The 19,880-nt window shown below is 69.8% G+C and carries 16 protein-coding genes; 15 read left to right on the top strand and 1 reads right to left on the bottom strand.

The genetic code is table 11. The features are described from left to right. Positions 1-182 precede the first annotated feature (182 nt). The 10 genes from ACZ7MG_RS29770 (at position 183) to ACZ7MG_RS29725 (ending at position 13,685) form a co-directional block, all read left to right on the top strand. The gene (locus ACZ7MG_RS29770) at positions 183-2,414 is read left to right on the top strand and encodes an MMPL family transporter (RefSeq protein WP_471393085.1); all 2,232 of its coding nucleotides are present in this window, start codon (positions 183-185) and stop codon (positions 2,412-2,414) included. Between the two features lie 676 nt (positions 2,415-3,090). After that, positions 3,091-4,473, top strand: a complete 1,383-nt coding sequence (locus tag ACZ7MG_RS29765) for a nitrate/nitrite transporter (protein WP_471393088.1) — start codon at positions 3,091-3,093, stop codon at positions 4,471-4,473. A 233-nt stretch (positions 4,474-4,706) separates the two neighbouring features. Then, the gene (locus tag ACZ7MG_RS29760) at positions 4,707-5,870 is read left to right on the top strand and encodes a uroporphyrinogen-III synthase (protein ID WP_471393091.1); all 1,164 of its coding nucleotides are present in this window, start codon (positions 4,707-4,709) and stop codon (positions 5,868-5,870) included. A 93-nt stretch (positions 5,871-5,963) separates the two neighbouring features. Then, entirely contained in the window at positions 5,964-6,473 is a 510-nt protein-coding gene (locus ACZ7MG_RS29755) for an NUDIX hydrolase (protein ID WP_471393094.1), read from the top strand. A gap of 168 nt (positions 6,474-6,641) precedes the next feature. Further along, positions 6,642-7,211, top strand: coding sequence for a CGNR zinc finger domain-containing protein (locus ACZ7MG_RS29750; RefSeq protein WP_471393097.1), 570 nt, complete (start codon positions 6,642-6,644; stop codon positions 7,209-7,211). Between the two features lie 290 nt (positions 7,212-7,501). Continuing rightward, on the top strand, positions 7,502-8,077 hold the full coding sequence (locus tag ACZ7MG_RS29745; RefSeq protein WP_013003188.1) for a sigma-70 family RNA polymerase sigma factor: 576 nt from the start codon (positions 7,502-7,504) through the stop codon (positions 8,075-8,077). Positions 8,078-8,106: 29 nt separating this feature from the next. Further along, positions 8,107-8,904, top strand: a complete 798-nt coding sequence (locus tag ACZ7MG_RS29740) for an anti-sigma factor family protein (protein ID WP_471393101.1) — start codon at positions 8,107-8,109, stop codon at positions 8,902-8,904. A 124-nt stretch (positions 8,905-9,028) separates the two neighbouring features. Then, a complete protein-coding gene (locus ACZ7MG_RS29735; RefSeq protein ID WP_471393104.1) occupies positions 9,029-11,326 on the top strand; it encodes a HelD family protein in 2,298 nt (765 codons plus the stop codon). A 397-nt stretch (positions 11,327-11,723) separates the two neighbouring features. Further along, the gene (locus ACZ7MG_RS29730) at positions 11,724-13,136 is read left to right on the top strand and encodes an NAD-dependent malic enzyme (RefSeq protein ID WP_471393107.1); all 1,413 of its coding nucleotides are present in this window, start codon (positions 11,724-11,726) and stop codon (positions 13,134-13,136) included. A gap of 267 nt (positions 13,137-13,403) precedes the next feature. Then, complete coding sequence (locus ACZ7MG_RS29725) at positions 13,404-13,685, top strand: HU family DNA-binding protein (RefSeq protein ID WP_152169247.1); 282 nt, start codon at positions 13,404-13,406, stop codon at positions 13,683-13,685. A gap of 138 nt (positions 13,686-13,823) precedes the next feature. On the opposite strand, the gene murA is transcribed toward ACZ7MG_RS29725, so the two are convergent. Further along, positions 13,824-15,170 carry a UDP-N-acetylglucosamine 1-carboxyvinyltransferase gene (gene murA / locus ACZ7MG_RS29720; RefSeq protein WP_471393111.1) on the bottom strand — a complete coding sequence of 449 codons (1,347 nt, stop codon included), beginning with the start codon at positions 15,168-15,170 and terminating at the stop codon, positions 13,824-13,826. 367 nt (positions 15,171-15,537) lie between these two features. Between murA and ACZ7MG_RS29715 the strand changes: the two genes are divergently transcribed. The 5 genes from ACZ7MG_RS29715 (at position 15,538) to ACZ7MG_RS29695 (ending at position 19,880) form a co-directional block, all read left to right on the top strand. Continuing rightward, positions 15,538-16,110: a YqgE/AlgH family protein gene (locus ACZ7MG_RS29715; RefSeq protein WP_471393113.1), complete on the top strand. Its 573-nt coding sequence runs from the start codon at positions 15,538-15,540 to the stop codon at positions 16,108-16,110. A 29-nt stretch (positions 16,111-16,139) separates the two neighbouring features. Continuing rightward, positions 16,140-16,421, top strand: a complete 282-nt coding sequence (locus tag ACZ7MG_RS29710; protein WP_086751254.1) for a DUF3039 domain-containing protein — start codon at positions 16,140-16,142, stop codon at positions 16,419-16,421. A 360-nt stretch (positions 16,422-16,781) separates the two neighbouring features. Continuing rightward, positions 16,782-18,083 (top strand): extracellular solute-binding protein, encoded by a 1,302-nt coding sequence (locus ACZ7MG_RS29705; protein WP_471393115.1) that lies wholly within the window; start codon positions 16,782-16,784, stop codon positions 18,081-18,083. Further along, entirely contained in the window at positions 18,061-19,041 is a 981-nt protein-coding gene (locus ACZ7MG_RS29700; protein WP_471393118.1) for a carbohydrate ABC transporter permease, read from the top strand. The genes ACZ7MG_RS29705 and ACZ7MG_RS29700 overlap by 23 nt, the downstream gene beginning before the upstream one ends. Continuing rightward, the gene (locus tag ACZ7MG_RS29695; protein WP_471393121.1) at positions 19,038-19,880 is read left to right on the top strand and encodes a carbohydrate ABC transporter permease; all 843 of its coding nucleotides are present in this window, start codon (positions 19,038-19,040) and stop codon (positions 19,878-19,880) included. The genes ACZ7MG_RS29700 and ACZ7MG_RS29695 overlap by 4 nt, the downstream gene beginning before the upstream one ends.

Genomic DNA, 19,880 nt, shown 5'->3' with positions numbered 1-19,880 from the left:
TTCTCTTACTGGGTGTTCAACTGTCCGTATCGATCGGACGGCGAACTGACTAAACCGCTCTCGCGGTTTGTTACGGTGGGCAAGTTTCCACGTTCCTCAGCGCCACCCCACCCACGCCATCCCACCCACGCCATCCCACCCACGTCACCCACCCAGCGAACCCGACAGGAGTCCCCTTCGCCGTGGCTACGTTCCTCTACAAACTTGGCCGACTCGCCTTCCGACGGCGAGGCCGGACGACACTGTTGTGGCTGCTGATCCTGGTCGGCGTCGGCTATGCCGCCTCCGCCGCCCCGGCCCCGCCCGCCGACACCTTCTCGATGCCGGGCACCGAGTCGCAGAAGGCCTTCGACCTGCTCAAGGAACGCTTCCCGGACGCGAGCGCGGACGGCGCCACCGCCCGCGTGGTCGTCCGCGCACCCGAGGGCAAGGTCTCCGACCCCGACCAGAAGGCCAAGGTCGAGCAGCTCCTCGCCGACCTGGCCGCCGCCCCCCTCGTGAAGGGCGTCGCCGACCCCTACCAGGCGGGCGCCGTCAGCGAGGACGGCACCACCGCCTACGCGACCGTCCTCTACGAGGTCGCCGCCACCGAACTGACCGACAAGGCGAAGGACGCCCTCACCGAGGCCACCGCCGACGCCCGCAAGAGCGGACTGACCGTCGAGGCGGGCGGTGACGCCGTCGCGGTGGAGGCCGCCAAGAACAACGCCGAGTCCCTCGGCATCCTCGTCTCCGCCGTCGTCCTGCTGCTGACCTTCGGCTCCATGATCGCCGCCGGGATGTCCCTGCTGACCGCCGTCATCGGCGTCGGCGTCGGCATCTGCGGCATCACCGCGCTCGGCAGCACCCTCGGCCTGTCCAGTACGACGTCCACGCTGGCCCTGATGATCGGCCTGGCCGTCGGCATCGACTACGCCCTGTTCATCGTCTCCCGTTACCGCTCCGAGACGGCCGAGGGCCACTCCCGCGAGGAGGCCGCCGGACGCGCCATCGGCACCGCCGGTTCCGCCGTCGTCTTCGCGGGCCTGACCGTCATCGTCGCCCTCGCCGGTCTCGCCGTCGTCGACATCCCGATGCTCACCAAGATGGGACTCGCCGCGGCCGGCACGGTCGCCGTCGCCGTCCTCATCGCGATCACCTTCGTCCCCGCGCTCCTCGCCTACGCCCCCGTGAAGGTGCTGCCCCGCCGCGAGCGCCACCTCTACTCCGGCAAGCCCCTCAGCGCCCGCCGGCAGCGCAAGGCCGCCAAGCGCGCCGCGAAGGCCCGGCCCAACCTCGGCTCACGCTGGGCCTCCTGGGTGCTGCGCCGCCCGGTCGCCGTCCTGCTCCTCGGCGTCGTCGGCCTCGGCACGCTCGCCGTACCCGCCGCGAGCCTGGAGCTGGGGCTGCCCGGCGAGGGCACGATGGCCGAGGACACCACCCAGCGCAAGGCGTACGACATGCTGTCGGACTCCTTCGGCGCCGGCTTCAACGGCCCGCTGCTCATCACGGTCGAGGCGAAGGACGCGAAGACGGCCGCCGAACGGGTCGGCGCGGATCTGGCCGAACAGCCCGGTGTCGCCTCCGTCAGCCCCGCCACCGTCAACAAGGCGGGCGACACGGCGATGGTGAACGTCATCCCCACGACGGGCCCGACGGACGAACGCACCGAGAAGCTCGTCCACTCCATCCGCGACACCGCCACCGGGTTCGAGTCGAAGTTCGGCGCGACCGTCCTGGTCACCGGCCAGACCGCGCTGTTCATCGACTTCTCCCAGACCCTCGACGACGCGATGGTCCCGTACCTGGCCCTGGTCGTCGGACTCGCCTTCATCCTGCTCGTCCTGGTCTTCCGCTCCCTCCTGGTCCCGCTCAAGGCGGCCCTCGGCTTCCTGCTGTCGGTGACCGCGGCACTCGGTGCCGTCGTGGCCGTCTTCCAGTGGGGCTGGCTCAAGGACGTCTTCGGCATCGACCAGCCCGGACCGATCATGAGCACCATGCCGATCTTCATGATCGGCGTGGTCTTCGGCCTCGCCATGGACTACGAGGTCTTCCTCGTCACCCGCATGCGCGAGGCCTACGTCCACGGCGAGCGCCCCGAGCAGGCGATCGTCACCGGCTTCCGGCACGGCGGCCGCGTGGTCTCCGCCGCCGCGATCATCATGGCCAGCGTCTTCTCCGGCTTCATCCTCGACGCCAACGACTTCGTCAAGATGATCGGCTTCGGCCTCGCCGTAGCCGTCCTCCTGGACGCCTTCATCGTCCGCATGGCCATCGTCCCAGCCATCCTGGCCCTCCTAGGCCGCTCCGCCTGGTGGCTCCCCCGCCCCCTGAACACCGCCCTCCCCAACCTGGACGTAGAGGGCGCCAACCTCACCACCCCCCACCCCACCCCCCACCAACACACCCCCCGAAAACACTCCCTGGTCAACTGACCCCCCTCACCCACCGCCTCCAGGCCCGCAGGGGCCTGGTCTTTCAGGGGCGCGGGGAACTGCGCGAGAACCCCCACCGGGCCTGCACTCGCCCACGCACCCCGCGCCCCACCCACCGCCTCCAGGCCCCCAGGGCCGCGGCCTTCCAGGCCCGCAGGGGCCTGGTCTTTTCAGGGGCGCGGGGAACTGCGCGAGAACCCCCACCGGACCCGCACCCGCCCACGCACCCCGCCCCCCACCCACCGCCTCCCCCCGCAGGACATCGAACTATCCGCGGAGTCGGGCGCTGCGCCGGACCGGGGCCGAGGTCGTGGTGGTCCGCAGGGACGCGCTGCCACGTACGACCAGCGGAAAGGCGCGCCGGCAGACCTGCCACAACCTCTACGCGGCCGACGAGCTGGGCGCTCTCGCCGACCGAGGAGCCCGCCGAGCGGATTTCTCGTCCGGGGTGGGGCGGACACGGCCGTCGGGTAATTTGAGGCCTGCCCCACCCCCCCCGTCAAAGCGCAGCCAATGTGGCGTCTTCCTCACCGGCGGACCCTCCTCGTCGTGAGAGCAACGTTCCTTACCGGTCACCGGGTGCCACAGAACAGGAAACGCGCTCTCCCTACCTTCGGGACTCATCACCCCTCATCACCGCATCGCAACACCTGAGCCCGGAGAACGTGGAGGCGTCATGACAGCCCCGAGCACTGCCCCCGCATCGAGCAGGGGAGGCCGCTGGATCGAGCACTGGGATCCGGAGAACGAGGCCTTCTGGAACGAGACCGGCGAGAAGGTAGCCCGCCGCAACCTCCTCTTCTCGGTCCTCTCGGAGCACATCGGCTTCTCCATCTGGACCGTGTGGTCGGTGATGGTGCTGTTCATGGGCCCCGAGTACGGGCTCACCCCGGCCGACAAGTTCTTCATCGTCTCGATGGCCACCCTGGTCGGCGCCGTCGTCCGCATCCCGTACACCTTCGCGGTCGCGCTCTTCGGCGGACGCAACTGGACGGTCGTCTCCGCGAGCCTGCTGCTCATCCCGACGGTGGCCGCGTTCCTGGTGATGGAGCCGGGCACCTCGTTCAACACGTTCCTGGTCTGCGCGATGCTCGCCGGCATCGGCGGCGGCAACTTCGCCTCCTCCATGACCAACATCAACGCCTTCTTCCCGCTGCGGAAGAAGGGCTGGGCGCTCGGCCTGAACGCGGGCGGCGGCAACATCGGCGTCCCGGTCGTCCAGCTCATCGGCCTCGCCGTCATCGGCGCGGGCGGCGGCCCGCGCGTCCTGCTGGGCGTCTACATCCCCTTCATCGTGATCGCCGCCGCCCTGGCCTGGCTCAAGATGGACAACATCGCCTCGCTGAAGAACGACACCGGCGCCGCCAAGGACGCCGTCAAGGACGCCCACACCTGGATCATGTCCTTCCTCTACATCGGCACCTTCGGCTCGTTCATCGGCTACAGCTTCGCCTTCGGCCTCGTCCTGCAGACCCAGTTCGGCCGTACGCCGCTGCAGTCCGCGTACGTCACCTTCATCGGCCCGCTCCTCGGCTCGCTGATCCGCCCCGTCGGCGGCGCGCTCGCCGACAAGTACGGCGGCGCGAAGATCACCCTGTGGAACTACGTCGCCATGGCCGGCGCCACCGGGGTCATCGTCATCGCCTCCATGCAGAAGTCGCTCCCCCTCTTCACCACCGCCTTCATCGCGCTCTTCGTCCTCAGCGGCCTCGGCAACGGCTCCACCTTCAAGATGATCCCGGGCATCTTCCAGGCCAAGGCCCTCGCCAAGGGCCTGGAGGGCGAGGAGGCCGCCGCCTGCGGACGACGCCTCTCCGGCGCCTCCATGGGCATCATCGGCGCGGTCGGCGCGGTCGGCGGCCTCGGCATCAACCTGGCCTTCCGCCAGTCCTTCCTCACGGTCGGCTCCGGAACCGGCGCCTTCGTCACCTTCCTCGCCTTCTACGGCCTCTGCTTCGCGGTGACCTGGGCCGTATACCTTCGCCGCCCGGCCTCGAACGCCTCAGCGACGACGGCCGCGACGGAGTCGAAGCCGCAGCTCAGCTATGCCGAGGTGTGACATCGCCCATGCCGTGACACGTGTGACGTAACACCAGCGACATCAACCCGAACCGAGCCTGTCACGCACCGTTGACAGGCTCGTTCGGCATGTGGGAGCACCAATCGGTGTACCCGCACGCACAGAGCTTCGACTGAGTGCAACGACTCGACTGCGGGACGAGAGCCATGTACGACGAACAGCAGCGACCCGAGCGATCAGATCGAGCCGATCGACCAGACAGGACGGTTCTGATGGATCGGACGGATCAGACGGATCAGGCGGCGCAGCCGGAACACGGGCCGCTCGCGGGATTCACCGTGGGCGTCACCGCCGCCCGCCGGGCCGACGAGCTGGGGGCACTTCTCCAGCGCCGCGGCGCCGCGGTCCTGCACGCCCCCGCCCTGCGCATCGTGCCGCTCTCCGACGACAGCGAACTCCTCGCCGCGACCAAGGACCTGCTCGACCAGGCACCCGACATCGTGGTGGCGACCACCGCCATCGGCTTCCGCGGCTGGATCGAGGCGGCGGACGGCTGGGGCCTGGGCGAGGCCCTCCTCGACCGGCTGCGCGGCGTCGAGGTCCTGGCCCGCGGCCCCAAGGTGAAGGGCGCGGTACGGGCCGCCGGCCTCACGGAGGAGTGGTCGCCGTCCTCCGAGTCCATGGCCGAGGTGCTCGACCGCCTGCTGGAACAGGGCGTCGAGAACCTCCGCATCGCCGTCCAGCTCCACGGCGAACCCCTCCCCGGTTTCGTGGAGTCACTGCGCGAGGCCGGAGCGGAGGTCGTCGGCGTCCCCGTCTACCGGTGGATGCCGCCCGAGGACATCACCCCCATGGACCGCCTCCTCGACGCCACGGTCGGCCGCGGCGTGGACGCCCTCACCTTCACCAGCGCCCCGGCCGCGGCGTCCCTCCTCACCCGCGCCGAGGACCGGGGCCTGCTCCCGGAACTCCTCAACGCCCTCAACCACGACGTCCTCCCCGCCTGCGTGGGCCCGGTGACGGCGCTCCCCCTCCAGGCCCACGGCGTGGACACGGTCCAGCCCGAACGCTTCCGCCTCGGCCCCCTCGTCCAGCTCCTCTGCCAGGAACTCCCCGGCCGCGCCCGCCACCTCCCCATCGCCGGCCACCGCGTGGAGATCCGCGGCCACGCCGTCCTGGTCGACGGCGCCCTCCGCCCCGTCCCCCCGGCCGGCATGTCCCTCCTCCGCGCCCTCTGCCGCCGCCCCGGCTGGGTCGTCCCCCGAGCCGACCTCCTCAAAGCCCTCCCCGGCGCCGGCCGAGACGAACACGCCGTAGAAACCGCCATGGCCCGCCTCCGCACGTCTCTCGGCACCCCGAAACTCATCCAGACGGTCGTCAAACGCGGCTACCGCCTGGCCCTGGACCCGGCGGCGGACACGAAGTACGACGCGTAGGGGGAGGAGGCGAGTCGCCCGGCTGAAGGTCGCGCAAAACCCCCACCTCGACCCGACCGCGAACGCCGAGCCGGAGCGGGGCAGGATGGTCCGATGAACCAAGAGACCGGTGACGGGACCGAGGCGGTCGCGGGCGAGCCGAAGCGGGGAAGTTTCCGGCTGGCGGCGTACGCCGTGTGCGTCGAAGACGGCCGAGTACTGCTCGCCCACCACGCGTCGGGCAACTGGACCCTGCCGGGCGGCAGGGTCGAGCACGCGGAGGACCCGTTCGACACGGTGATCCGGGAGGTGGCCGAAGAGACGGGCTGCGACGCGGTGGTCGAGCGCCTGTTGGGCGTGGACTCACGGGTGATCCCCGCGGCCGTGGCGCGTGCGGGGATCGAGCACCAGAACGTCGGGATCTTCTACCAGGTCCGGATCACCGGGGGCCGTCTCCGCCCTGAACCGAACGGCCAAACCGTGGAGTCGGTCTGGACCCCGATCCCCGAGGTCGCCCTGCTCCGCCGTTCGTCGCTGGTCGACATCGGCCTCGCCCTGGCACGGACCGTCCCGGAAACCGGCCATGTCGCCCCCGTACCGGTCGGCGGCCTGGTCCAACACTGAGACACCAGTGACACCGGCCCGGCCGCCCACGACAGCGTCACGACCGGGGCGAACAATTCCGGCCGGACCCCACCGAGTTCCACCCCCGGGTGCGGCCAGGCCCCCCAAGGGGTACGTACCCCACAGACGCACCCCCGCCCGCTCGTCCCCCAAGGCGGTGACAGGCACATGGCACACCCCACCCGCTTCGACTGCGGCCACCTCTGCCTGGACTTCCTCACCACCACCCACCCCGAGGAACACCTCGACTCCCCGGCCGCCCTGCGCACCTGGATCACCGAGGCCGCCCTGGTCCCCGAGCACACCCCCCTCGACCACATCACCCAGGACTGGCTGCCCGGCTTCAGAGAACTCCGCGGCCACATCGCCCAGTTGGTCCGCACCGCCGGCCCCGACCCCCGCCCCTTCGACCTCTCCCTGGCGAGAGTCAACGACCTGGCCCGAGCCGCCACCCCGGCGATCCGGGCCGTCCGCGCGGCCGACGGCACCCTCGCCCGCGCCCTGGACCAAGCCCCCGACCGTGCGTCCCTCCTAGCCCTCCTCGCCCGCGACACCGTGGAGTTGCTCACCGACCCGGCCGCCTGCGCGGGCCTGCGCGAGTGCGCCGGCGACAACTGCCCCGTCGTGTACGTCGACACCTCCCGCGGCCGACGCCGCCGCTGGTGCTCCAGCGAAATCTGCGGCAACCGCGAACGCGTAGCCCGCCACCGCCGCCGAGCGGCCCTGGCCCGCGCGTAGTTGGGACGGAAATGCGCATCCGCCCTACCCTGTCCCGCAGTTGGGCAAACCCCCGGTGGCCGTAAAGAAGCAGCAGTGCTGTTTTTCACACCGTTACTCGGAGATCTTCACAACTCCCGTCCGCAGGTGCCGGTTTAAGCGCGGATATGGACGAACTTGTCCCTCACCTGCCTCAACTTCCCCACATTGAATCGAGAAAGTTGTGGCTCAACTCTGAACACACAACTGATTACCTACGTATCCCGATGTGAGCGACCGACTGGGGGAACCCCCGGACACCGGAGGTAGCCGTGCGCAAGGATTCCGCTGTGGCCGATGAACGCCCGCACAGGGCACGACATCGCGCATCACAGCCCTCTGAGCCTGACGAGGAGCTGATGCGCGCGCTGTACCGCGAGCACGCTGGACCCTTGCTCGCGTACGTGCTGCGTCTGGTCGCGGGCGACCGCCAGCGTGCCGAGGACGTTGTGCAGGAAACTCTCATCAGGGCCTGGAAGAACGCCGGTCAGCTCAATCGAGCGACCGGATCGGTACGCCCCTGGCTGGTGACGGTCGCACGCCGCATCGTCATCGACGGCCACCGCAGCCGGCAGGCCCGGCCGCAGGAGGTCGACCCGTCGCCGCTGGAGGTCATCCCCGCGGAGGACGAGATCGACAAGGCGTTGTGGCTGATGACACTGTCGGACGCGCTGGACGACCTGACCCCTGCCCACAGGGAGGTCCTGGTCGAGACCTATTTCAAAGGGCGTACGGTCAATGAGGCGGCCGAGACGCTTGGCATCCCCAGTGGCACCGTCCGCTCCCGGGTGTTCTACGCCCTGCGGTCGATGAAGCTGGCTCTAGAGGAGCGCGGGGTGACGGCATGAGCAACATCTACGGGGGGTATGGACCGGGAATGCCCGGGTCTGTGCAAGGAGCCCAAGGTTCCGGTGACAACATCCATGAAACCGTCGGCGCGTACGCCCTCGGGATACTGGACGACACCGAGGCCACTCAGTTCGAGATGCATCTCGCCACGTGCGAGTGGTGCGGCCAGCAGCTGGACGAGCTGGCCGGTATGGAGCCGATGCTGGCCGCGCTCGCGGACCTGCCCGCGGCTCAGGGCACACCGGCGATCGGCGAGTCCCTGTCCGCGAAGCCGACCACCGGACTCGCGGACCGCCTGGTCGGCGAGGTCGTCCAGCACCGCGCGAAGAAGACCCGGCGCAACTTCTTCATGCTCGCGGCCGGTGTCGCCCTGATCGTCGGCGGCCCGACAGCGGTCTTCGCGACGACGGGCGGCGGCGGGGACGACACCCCCACGGCGGGCAACACCCTGTCCACCAGCCCGGCCAAGGACGCGTTCCTGGGCATGAAGTCGGCGGACAAGGTCTCGGGCACCGACGCCTCCACCGCGGTCACCGCCACGGTCGGCATGGAGTCCAAGGCCTGGGGCACGCACGCGATCCTGGAGCTGAAGAACGTCAAGGGTCCGGAGAAGTGCTCGCTCATCGCCGTCGGCAAGAACGGCGAGCGTGAGACGGTCACCTCCTGGTCCGTCCCGGAGCAGGGCTACGGCATCAAGGACGCCGCGACCGCCGCGGCCAAGGACCCGCTCTACACCCAGGGCGGCGCCGCCTTCACCCCGGACGAGATCGACCACTTCGAGATCCTGACCTTCAGCGGGAAGAAGCTCGTCTCGGTCAAGGCGTGACGCGTCGCGCCGAAACGGACACGCTCACGGCGAACAGCGGACGGACCCCGGTCGGGCACATAGCCTGACGGGGTCCTTTTCGCGTACGGTGGACGGCTGCCCAGCACGTCAGAAGGGGGCCCGGGTGGCCGCTCAGGTTCAGCAGGAAACGCTCGACTCCGCTCACGACTCGGTGCGTGAGAAGGAGATCGGCGTAGAACAGGAACATCTGGACCGGGTGTACCGGCGCCTTGAGGAGAAGATCCACGAGGCCGAGTTCCTGATGAACGACGCGGCCAAGCGTGGTCAGGTCGGCACCCCCGGCGCGCTCGCCGAGCGGGACGCCCAGGTCTTCCGGGCGGGCATCCACCTCAACCGGCTCAACAACGAGTTCGAGGACTTCCTCTTCGGCCGGATCGACCTGCTCCTCGGCAAGGACGGCAAGAAGGGCCCGGACGGCGCGTACACCGCCGTCGAACCCGCCGAGGGCGCGGTGCGCCCCGACAACACCGCCGACATCGCCGAGACCCTGCACATCGGCCGGATCGGCGTCCTGGACTCGGAGTACGCCCCGCTGGTCATCGACTGGCGGGCCCCGGCCGCCGCCCCCTTCTACCGCTCGACCCCGGTCGAGCCCGGCCGTGTCGTACGCCGCAGAGTCATCCGCTCCAAGGGCCGCAAGGTGCTCGGCGTCGAGGACGACCTGATGCGCCCCGAGCTGACGGCCCGTCTCGACGGCGGTGAGCTGCCCGTCATCGGCGACGGCGCCCTGATGGCCGCGCTCGGGCAGGCCCGCAGCCACACCATGCGCGACATCGTCGCCTCCATCCAGGCCGAACAGGACCTGGTGATCCGCGCCCCCGCCGCCTCCGTGACCTACGTCGAGGGCGGCCCGGGAACGGGAAAGACCGCCGTCGCCCTGCACCGCGCCGCGTACCTGCTCTACCAGGACCGGCGCCGGTACGCGGGCGGCATCCTGATCGTCTCCCCGACCCCTCTCCTGGTCGCCTACACCGAGGGCGTCCTGCCCTCCCTCGGCGAGGAGGGCCAGGTCGCCATCCGCGCCATCGGCTCCCTGGTCGACGGCGCCGAGGCCACGCTGTACGACTCCCCGGCCGTGGCCCGCGCCAAGGGCTCGTACCGCATGCTCAAGGTGCTGCGGAAGGCCGCCCGGGGCGCGCTGGAATCGAGCGAGGCACCCACCCGCCTGCGGGTCGTCGCCTTCGGCCGCCGCCTCGAACTGGAGGCCCCCGACCTGGACCGCGTCCGCCGCAACGCGCTCAGCGGCACGGCCCCCGTCAACCTGCTGCGCCCGCGCGCCCGCAAGCTCCTCCTGGACGCCCTGTGGGACCGCTCCGGCGCGGCCGGCCGGCACAGCGACCCGGAACTGGCCGCCGAACTGCGCTCCTCCTTCGACGAGGACATCACCACCGAGGACGACTTCATCGCCTTCCTCGACGCCTGGTGGCCCGAGCTGACCCCGCGCGGAGTCCTGTCGGCCATGGCCGACGAACGCCGCCTCGGCCGCTGGGCCCGGCGCATCCTCAACCCGGGCGAGGTCCGCCGGGTCGCCCGCTCCCTGAAACGGGACGGCCTCTCGGTCCACGACGTCGCCGTGCTCGACGAACTCCAGGCGATCCTCGGCCTCCCGTCCCGCCCCCGCAAGAAACGCGAGTACGACCCCCTGGACCAGCTCACGGGCCTGGAGGAGCTGATGCCCGTACGCGAGGAGACCCAGCGGGAGCGGGCCGAGCGGCTGGCGCAGGAGCGCACCGAGTACGCGCACGTCATCGTCGACGAGGCGCAGGACCTCACGCCGATGCAGTGGCGGATGGTGGGCCGCCGCGGCCGCCACGCCACCTGGACGGTCGTCGGCGACCCCGCCCAGTCCTCCTGGTCCGACCCGGACGAGGCGGCCGAGGCCCGTGACGAGGCCCTGGGCAGCCGCCCACGCCGCCGCTTCACCCTCACGGTCAACTACCGCAACCCCGCCGAGATCGCCGAACTGGCGGCGAAGGTGCTGGCCCTGGCCATGCCCGGCTCGGAATCCCCCTCGGCGGTCCGCTCCACCGGCGTCGAACCCCGCTTCGTCACCGCCGCCCGCGACACCCTCGCCCGCACGGTCCGCGCCGAGGCCGCCCGTCTCCTCGACCTCGTCGACGGCACGGTCGGCGTCGTCGTCGCCATGAACCGCCGCGACGAGGCCGCCCGCTGGCTGTCCGGCCTCGGCGACCGCGTGGTGGCCCTCGGCAGCCTGGAGGCCAAGGGCCTGGAGTACGACGCCACGGTCGTAGTCTCCCCGGCGGAGATCGCCGACGAGTCCCCGGCGGGTTTGCGTGTGCTGTACGTCGCCCTCACCCGAGCGACCCAGCAACTGACGGTCGTATCGGCGGACCGGGACGACCCGGACGCGAACGGTGTCCCCGACCTGCTGCGGGACTGAGAGGAAAAGCAGGGGGCGCAGCCCCTGCTTTTCAGGGGCGCGGGGAACTGCGCGAGCAACCACGAATCACCCGCACCCGCCGACGCACCAACAACTCCCCGAACCCCTAGGCGCCTGTTAGCCTTGGGAGCGGCACCGGCTCGATCCAAGCCCCCGGGCCCAACCTTCGTCGCTACGAGCGACCACTTGCCGCGAGGCGAGCATGGCGGGTCGGTGCCACTGAACGAGAAGGAACGCAAGAGGTCCACGTCACCTGTGACGTGGACCTCTTCGCGTTGAGAACAAAACGTTCATAACCCTCGGCGGCTAACGCCTACCCGGCGGTAGGTGCGACGATCGGACGGCAAAACGCAGCAAACGCAGTAGCAGAAGTACGCGAAAGCAGAGGAAGTCGGCCATGGCAACGGCGCCCAGCGTCTCCTACTCGATGACGGTCCGGCTGGAGGTGCCCGCGAGCGGAACCGCGGTCTCCCAGCTCACCGGAGCCGTCGAGTCCCACGGAGGCTCGGTGACCGGCCTCGACGTGACCGCATCCGGCCACGAGAAGCTCCGCATCGACGTCACCATCGCCGCCACCTCCACGGCGCACGCCGACGAGATCGTCGAGCAGCTGCGCCACATCGAGGGCGTCACGCTGGGCAAGGTCTCCGACCGTACGTTCCTGATGCACCTCGGTGGCAAGATCGAGATGGCGTCGAAGCACCCCATCCGCAACCGTGACGACCTCTCGATGATCTACACCCCGGGCGTGGCCCGTGTCTGCATGGCGATCGCCGAGAACCCCGAGGACGCCCGCCGCCTCACCATCAAGCGCAACTCCGTTGCGGTCGTGACGGACGGCTCCGCCGTACTGGGCCTCGGCAACATCGGCCCCAAGGCCGCGCTGCCCGTGATGGAGGGCAAGGCGGCCCTCTTCAAGCGGTTCGCCGGCATCGACGCCTGGCCGCTCTGCCTGGACACCCAGGACACCGACGCGATCGTCGAGATCGTCAAGGCCATCGCCCCCGGCTTCGCGGGCATCAACCTGGAGGACATCTCCGCGCCCCGCTGCTTCGAGATCGAGGCCCGGCTGCGCGAGGCCCTCGACATCCCCGTCTTCCACGACGACCAGCACGGCACCGCGATCGTCGTCCTCGCCGCCCTCACCAACGCACTTCGCGTCGCGGGCAAGGCCATTGGGGACATTCGCGTCGTCATGTCGGGCGCCGGCGCGGCCGGTACGGCCATCCTCAAGCTGCTGATCGCCGCCGGTGTGAAGAACGCCGTCGTCGCCGACATCCACGGTGTCGTGCACTGCGACCGCGCCGACCTGGTCGACGCCGCCGCCGACTCGCCGCTGCGCTGGATCGCCGACAACACCAACCCCGAGGGCCTCACGGGCACCCTCAAGGAGGCCGTGCGCGGCGCCGACGTCTTCATCGGCGTCTCCGCCCCGAACGTCATCGACGGCGACGACGTGGCCGCCATGGCCGACGACGCCATTGTGTTCGCGCTCGCGAACCCCGACCCCGAGGTCGACCCCGCCGTCGCCCGGCAGACGGCGGCCGTCGTGGCCACCGGCCGCTCCGACTTCCCGAACCAGATCAACAACGTGCTGGTCTTCCCGGGTGTCTTCCGCGGCCTCCTCGACGCCCAGTCCCGGACCGTCAACACGGAGATGATGCTCGCCGCGGCGACCGCGCTCGCGAACGTCGTCACCGAGGACGAGCTGAACCCGAACTACATCATCCCGAGCGTCTTCAACGACAAGGTCGCGGGCGCGGTCGCCGGGGCGGTCCGCGAGGCCGCGAAGGCGGCGGCCTCGGCCTGAGCCCCGCTGTGACGGTGGCCACGGCCCGCCCCCTCGGCGCGTCGCGGGGCCGGAGGGCTTGTGCCGCCCTTTAGTGTGGCGGCCAAGCTCAGGCCTGCCACGACTCCCAAGGGTGTTCATATGACTCCCAGGGGTGTTCGTGTGACTCCCAGGGGTGCTGGATTGGCTTTCCCGCCGCAGGTGAGTGCAGGATGCGTTTCTGGGCGCGAGGGTCTGACGACGGACCCGGGTCCGCCTCAACGGCAAGAAGAACACGGGAGTAACAACATGAACCGCAGTGAGCTGGTGGCCGCGCTGGCCGACCGCGCCGAGGTGACCCGCAAGGACGCCGACGCCGTGCTGGCCGCGTTCGCTGAGACTGTCGGCGACATCGTCTCCAAGGGCGACGAGAAGGTCACCATCCCCGGCTTCCTGACCTTCGAGCGCACCCACCGTGCCGCTCGCACCGCTCGCAACCCGCAGACCGGCGACCCGATCCAGATCCCGGCCGGCTACAGCGTGAAGGTCTCCGCGGGCAGCAAGCTCAAGGAAGCGGCCAAGGGCAAGTAACCTTGCCGGCCGTCTCTCACGGGATGGTGCACGGCGCGTAGAACGCCTGATGGGGGCGGCACCTCGTGTTCCAGGTGCCGCCCCCATCGTCGTGCGCGCCGGTGCGCCCCGCCGTCGTGGCGGGGCGCACCGGTACCGCTAGCCGAGCGCCTTGCCCGGCAGCTCGACCTTCGCGCCCAGCTCCACGAGCTTCTCCATGAAGTTCTCGTAGCCGCGGTTGATCAGCTCGATGCCGTGGACCCGGGAGGTGCCCTGGGCCGCGAGGGCGGCGATCAGGTACGAGAAGCCGCCGCGGAGGTCAGGGATGACCAGGTCGGCGCCCTGCAGCCGGGTGGGGCCGGAGACGACCGCCGAGTGCAGGAAGTTGCGCTGGCCGAAGCGGCAGTCAGAGCCGCCCAGGCACTCGCGGTAGAGCTGGATGTGCGCGCCCATCTGGTTCAGCGCGGACGTGAAGCCGAGACGGGACTCGTAGACCGTCTCGTGGACGATCGACAGGCCGGTGGCCTGCGTCAGGGCCACGACCAGGGGCTGCTGCCAGTCGGTCTGGAAGCCGGGGTGGACGTCCGTCTCCAGCGCGATCGACTTCAGCTGGCCGCCCGGGTGCCAGAAGCGGATGCCCTCGTCGTCGATCTCGAAGGCGCCGCCCACCTTGCGGTAGGTGTTCAGGAACGTCATCATCGAGCGCTGCTGGGCGCCCCGGATGTAGATGTCGCCCTCGGTCGCCAGCGCGGCGGACGCCCAGGAGGCGGCCTCCAGGCGGTCCGGGAGCGCCTTGTGGTTGTAGCCGCCGAGCGAGTCCACACCGGTGATGCGGATCGTGCGGTCGGTGTCCATCGCGATGATGGCGCCCATCTTCTGCAGGACGCAGATCAGGTCCTCGATCTCCGGCTCGATCGCCGCGTTCGAGAGCTCCGTCACGCCCTCCGCCAGGACGGCGGTCAGCAGCACCTGCTCCGTCGCGCCCACGGACGGGTACGGCAGCTGGATCTTCGTGCCCCGCAGCCGTCGCGGCGCCTCCAGGTACTGGCCGTCCTCCCGCTTCTCGATCTTCGCGCCGAACTGCCGCAGCACCTCGAAGTGGAAGTCGATCGGCCGGCCGCCGATGTCGCAGCCGCCGAGGCCGGGGATGAAGGCGTGGCCGAGGCGGTGCAGGAGCGGGCCGCAGAACAGGATCGGGATGCGGCTCGAACCCGCGTGGGCGTCGATGTCGGCGACGTTCGCGCTCTCCACGTTCGTCGGGTCCATCACCAGCTCGCCCGGCTCGTCACCCGGGCGGACCGTTACGCCGTGCAGCTGCAGCAGCCCGCGCACCACCCGTACGTCGCGGATGTCGGGCACATTGCGCAGCCGGCTCGGACCGCTGCCGAGCAGCGCGGCGACCATGGCCTTGGGTACGAGGTTCTTCGCACCGCGGACACGGATCTCGCCACTGAGCGGGGTGCCGCCGTGTACAAGCAGTACGTCGTCAGAGCCGTTGACGGTCATGGATCTCGCGTTCCGTGGAGTTGGGCAGAGGCGTGTGCGGCCGTGTGCGGACGGCCGACGGACCCGTTGTGCGGGGGTCGGCGCGGCGCGAGCCGGAGAGCTAGCGTAATCGCCGCCCACCCCCCTTCCGTAAGCCCAAGTACTTCTCAGCCACGTCATGGGTTTGCCACAACACGAACCGTTCACCACCGGCCACACGGGGTCACCGCCACGGTCGTGCGCGGGGTTCGCACCGGTGTGCCCGCCCGTCTCCCACCACCACCCTGCCGGAGACCCTGCGGGCCGCTGGCCTGGATTCATGGCTGCGCGCACTCCACTCCGCGGATTGGCTCCCCTTACCCGGGCGGGATGCGGGATCATGTCTGGCATGACCGAGGTGTCCTCGCTCACAGGGCGGCTGCTCGTGGCCACGCCCGCCCTGGCGGACCCGAACTTCGACCGCGCTGTCGTGCTGCTCCTCGACCACGACGAGAAGGGCTCGCTCGGCGTGGTCCTCAACCGGCCCACCCCGGTGGACGTCGGCGACATCCTGGAGGGCTGGGCCGACCTCGCCGGCGAACCCGGCGTCGTCTTCCAGGGCGGCCCGGTGCAGCTGGACTCCGCCCTGGGGGTCGCGGTGATCCCCGGCGGCGCCTCAGCGGACCGGGCGCCGCTCGGCTGGCGGCGCGTGCACGGCGCGATCGGCCTCGTCGACCTGGAGGCCCCGCCGGAGCTGCTGGCCTCCGCGCTCGGCTCGCTGCGGATCTTCGCCGGGTACGCGGGCTGGGGGCCGGGCCAGTTGGAGGACGAACTGGTGGAGGGGGCCTGGTACGTCGTCGAGTCCGAACCCGGCGACGTCTCCTCGCCCTGCCCCGAGAGACTCTGGCGCGAGGTCCTGCGCCGCCAGCGCAGCGACCTCGCGATGGTGGCCACCTACCCGGACGACCCTTCGCTCAACTGATGCCTGTGAGCTTCAGTACCCTTGGCGTCATGAGCACTCTTGAGCCCGAGCGCGGTACTGGTACGGGGACCCTCGTCGAGCCGACGCCGCAGACGTCGCACGGCGACGGCGACCACGAGCGCTTCGCCCACTACGTCCAGAAGGACAAGATCATGGCGAGCGCGCTCGACGGCACGCCCGTCGTGGCGTTGTGCGGCAAGGTGTGGGTCCCGGGCCGCGACCCCAAGAAGTACCCCGTGTGCCCCATGTGCAAGGAGATCTTCGAATCCCTGGGCGCGGGCGGCGACGACAAGGGCGACGGCAAGAAGTAGGCGCGGGGCGCGATCAGCTCGGGAGCGCGTGTTTCGTCGGCGGGTGCGGGTGAGTGGGGGCTGTTCGCGCAGTTCCCCGCGCCCCTGAAAAGCAAGGGGTGCCCCCCGGTCTTTCAGGGGCGCGGGGAACTGCGCGAGCAACCACGAACCACCCGCACCCGCCGACGAACGGGCGCTCCCGAGCTCTGTCGCGCCCGTTGGCCTGAACCGCGTTGCACAGAACGCTTCGCCGGATCACAAGGTGGTTGAGACCTCTTGTGGTCATGTCCATGTACTCCCTAGCCTCCGGTGTGTTGTACAGAGCAGAACGCCCGTTGCAGAGAATGCAACACTCCGCTCCCCCTCCGGAGGAACAACTTCATGAAGCTCGCCGCCAGACTCCTCGCCCCCATAGCGGCCCTCACCCTCGCGGGGCTGACCGCCTGCGCCCCGCAGACCTCGGACAACTCCTCCTCCGGGGAGGACGAGAAGACCGGCACCCTCCGCGTCTGGCTCTTCCAGGAAGTGAGCAACGAGCCGAAGCAGAAGGTCGTCGACAAGGTCGTCTCCGCCTTCGAGAAGGCGCACGACGGCGCGAAGGTCAAGATCGAGTACATCCCCGTCGAGACCCGCGCCCAGCGCATCAAGGCCGCCTTCAACGACCCGAAGAGCGCCCCCGACCTCATCGAGTACGGCAACACCGACACGGCCGGCTACGTCAAGGACGGCGGACTCGCCGACGTCACCGCCGACTTCAACGCCTGGTCCGAGTCCAAGGACTCCGACCCCACCGCCAAGACCTCCGTGACGGTCGACGGGAAGATCTACGGGGCGCCCTTCTTCGTGGGCGTACGCGCGCTGTACTACCGCACCGACGTCTTCGAGGAGCTGGGTCTCGAAGTCCCGAAGACCCTGGACGAGTTGACCGCCACGGCCAAGCAGATCCGCGCCGCCAAGCCCGACCTGTACGGCCTCGTCGTCGGCGGCGCCTACACCTACGGCGCGATGCCGTTCGTCTGGGCCAACGGCGGCGAGATAGCCGAGGGCAAGGGCGGCTCGTACTCCTCCACCATCGACAGCGCCGCCGCCCAGAAGGGCATCACGGCCTACACCTCGCTCTTCGGCGACGACAACTGCCCCGCCGCCAAGTGCGCGAGCATGGGCGGCAACGACACGGTCACCGCCTTCGCGGCCGGCAAGGCGGGCATGGCGATCGGCGGCGACTTCAGCCACGCGGCCGTGGAGGCCGGCAAGGTCAAGGGCAAGTACGCGGTCGTACCGCTGCCGGGGGTGAAGTCCGGCTCGGTCGCCCCGGCGTTCGCGGGCGGCAACAACGTAGGCGTCCTGAAGAGCACCACGCACCGCACCCTCGCCGTCGACCTGATGAAGCGGCTGGCGTCCAAGGAGACGCAGGGCGAACTCTTCGACGCCATGGGCTTCCTACCGACGTACACCGACGTTCGGGCCGAGGCGGCCAAGGAGGAGCCGTTCATCGAGCCGTTCGTGAAGACGCTGTCCTCCGGGACGAAGTTCGTGCCCGTCTCGCCGGCCTGGGCGCAGATCGACGCGTCGCTGGTGCTGCCGACGATGTTCCAGGAAGTCGTCAGCGGCAAGAAGGACGTGGCCGGGGCGTCGAAGGACGCGGCGAAGCAGATGAACGATGCGTTCAGCTCCGCTGGTTGAGCGGGGGGCGCCAGAGGGGGTGGGGGGTGCTGAGCGTCGGCGGGTGCGGGTACGTCGTGGCTTGTCGCGCAGTTCCCCGCGCCCCTATAGGGGCGCGACACCCTGGCTTTATCTCGCCCCGGCGCTTGTGGTCCTTGGCGGGCTGCTTCTCTACCCCATCTATCAGCTCGGGCTGATCTCGCTCTTCGAGTACACGCAGGCGCAGGTCAGTGGTGGGGAACCGGCCACGTTCCAGGGGGTCGGGAACTATGCCGAGCTGTTCGGGGACGGGCAGTTCTGGCGGGTGCTGCTGGCCACGGTCGTGTTCGCGGGAGCCTGTGTGGTGTCCACGCTCGCCGTGGGGTGCGCGCTCGCCGTGCTGCTGACACGAGTACGGGCCCTGCCGCGGCTCGCGCTGATGCTGGCGGCGCTCGGCGCGTGGGCGACCCCGGCGATCACCGGCTCCACGGTGTGGCTGCTGCTGTTCGACCCGGACTTCGGCCCGGTCAACCGGATCCTGGGACTGGGCGACCACTCCTGGACGTACGGGCGGTACAGCGCCTTCTTCCTCGTGCTGCTGGAAGTGGTCTGGTGTTCCTTCCCGTTCGTGATGGTGACCGTCTACGCCGGGATCCGCTCCGTGCCCTCCGAGGTCCTGGAGGCGGCGGCCCTGGACGGTGCCTCGCAGTGGCGGATCTGGCGGTCGGTCCTCGCGCCGATGCTCCGCCCGATCCTGGTCGTCGTCACCATTCAGTCGATCATCTGGGACTTCAAGGTCTTCACCCAGATCTATGTGATGACGGGCGGCGGCGGTATCGCCGGCCAGAACCTCGTCCTGAACGTGTACGCCTACCAGAAGGCCTTCGCGTCGTCGCAGTACAGCCTCGGTTCCGCGATCGGTGTGGTGATGCTGGTGATTCTGCTGGCGGTCACCCTGGTGTATTTGCGACTGCTGCGCAGGCAAGGGGAGGAGCTGTGAATTCACCGGGTTTCGTACGGCGGCCCTGGCGGCTCGCGGCGGAGGCATCGGCGCTGGTCATCGCGGTGGTGGTGGCGTTCCCGCTTTACTGGATGGCGCTCAGCGCGTTCAAGCCGGCGGGGGAGATCGAGTCGACCGAGCCCCGGCCCTGGACGCTCGCGCCGACCCTGGATTCCTTCCGCCGGGTGTTCGGGCAGCAGGAATTCGGCCGCTACTTCCTCAACAGCCTTGTCGTCGCCTGCACGGTGGTGGTCGTCTCCGCGCTGATCGCGTTTCTCGCGGCGACGGCGGTCACCCGATTCCGCTTCCGATTCCGGACCACCCTGCTGATCATGTTCCTGGTCGCGCAGATGGTGCCCGTGGAGGCGCTCACCATCCCGCTCTTCTTCCAGATGCGGGACTTCGGCCAACTCAACACGCTGGGCGCGCTGATCCTGCCGCACATCGCCTTCTCGCTGCCGTTCGCGATCTGGATGCTGCGGGGGTTCGTGAAGGCCGTACCGGAGGCGCTGGAGGAGGCGGCCTACCTCGACGGGGCGAGCCGATCCCGCTTTCTCTGGCAGATCCTTTTCCCGCTGGTCTTCCCGGGGTTGGTGGCGACCAGTGTCTTCTCCTTCATCTCGGCCTGGAACGACTTCCTGTTCGCCAAGTCGTTCATCATCAGCGACACCTCCCAGTCGACCCTGCCGATGGCCCTTCTGGTGTTCTACAAGCCGGAGGATCCGGACTGGGGCGGCGTGATGGCGGCGTCCACGGTGATGACCGTTCCGGTGCTGATCTTCTTCGTACTCGTACAGCGGCGACTGGTCTCCGGACTGGGCGGCGCGGTGAAGGACTGA

The organism is Streptomyces sp. NPDC107538, assembly GCF_055657445.1.
Note: the sequence above shows the minus strand (reverse complement) of the source record. Positions and strands in the feature narration are given on the sequence as shown.

What these genes read in the sequence shown, in the direction of transcription:
- ACZ7MG_RS29715 (WP_471393113.1), top strand. Translation starts at nt 15,538, where the DNA reads ATGACCGAGGTGTCCTCGCTCACAGGGCGGCTGCTCGTGGCCACGCCC.
- ACZ7MG_RS29730 (WP_471393107.1), top strand. Translation starts at nt 11,724, where the DNA reads ATGGCAACGGCGCCCAGCGTCTCCTACTCGATGACGGTCCGGCTGGAG.
- ACZ7MG_RS29760 (WP_471393091.1), top strand. Translation starts at nt 4,707, where the DNA reads ATGGATCGGACGGATCAGACGGATCAGGCGGCGCAGCCGGAACACGGG.
- ACZ7MG_RS29740 (WP_471393101.1), top strand. Translation starts at nt 8,107, where the DNA reads ATGCCCGGGTCTGTGCAAGGAGCCCAAGGTTCCGGTGACAACATCCAT.
- ACZ7MG_RS29700 (WP_471393118.1), top strand. Translation starts at nt 18,061, where the DNA reads ATGCGTTCAGCTCCGCTGGTTGAGCGGGGGGCGCCAGAGGGGGTGGGG.
- ACZ7MG_RS29765 (WP_471393088.1), top strand. Translation starts at nt 3,091, where the DNA reads ATGACAGCCCCGAGCACTGCCCCCGCATCGAGCAGGGGAGGCCGCTGG.
- ACZ7MG_RS29725 (WP_152169247.1), top strand. Translation starts at nt 13,404, where the DNA reads ATGAACCGCAGTGAGCTGGTGGCCGCGCTGGCCGACCGCGCCGAGGTG.
- ACZ7MG_RS29750 (WP_471393097.1), top strand. Translation starts at nt 6,642, where the DNA reads ATGGCACACCCCACCCGCTTCGACTGCGGCCACCTCTGCCTGGACTTC.
- ACZ7MG_RS29755 (WP_471393094.1), top strand. Translation starts at nt 5,964, where the DNA reads ATGAACCAAGAGACCGGTGACGGGACCGAGGCGGTCGCGGGCGAGCCG.
- murA (WP_471393111.1), bottom strand. Translation starts at nt 15,170, where the DNA reads ATGACCGTCAACGGCTCTGACGACGTACTGCTTGTACACGGCGGCACC.
- ACZ7MG_RS29710 (WP_086751254.1), top strand. Translation starts at nt 16,140, where the DNA reads ATGAGCACTCTTGAGCCCGAGCGCGGTACTGGTACGGGGACCCTCGTC.
- ACZ7MG_RS29705 (WP_471393115.1), top strand. Translation starts at nt 16,782, where the DNA reads ATGAAGCTCGCCGCCAGACTCCTCGCCCCCATAGCGGCCCTCACCCTC.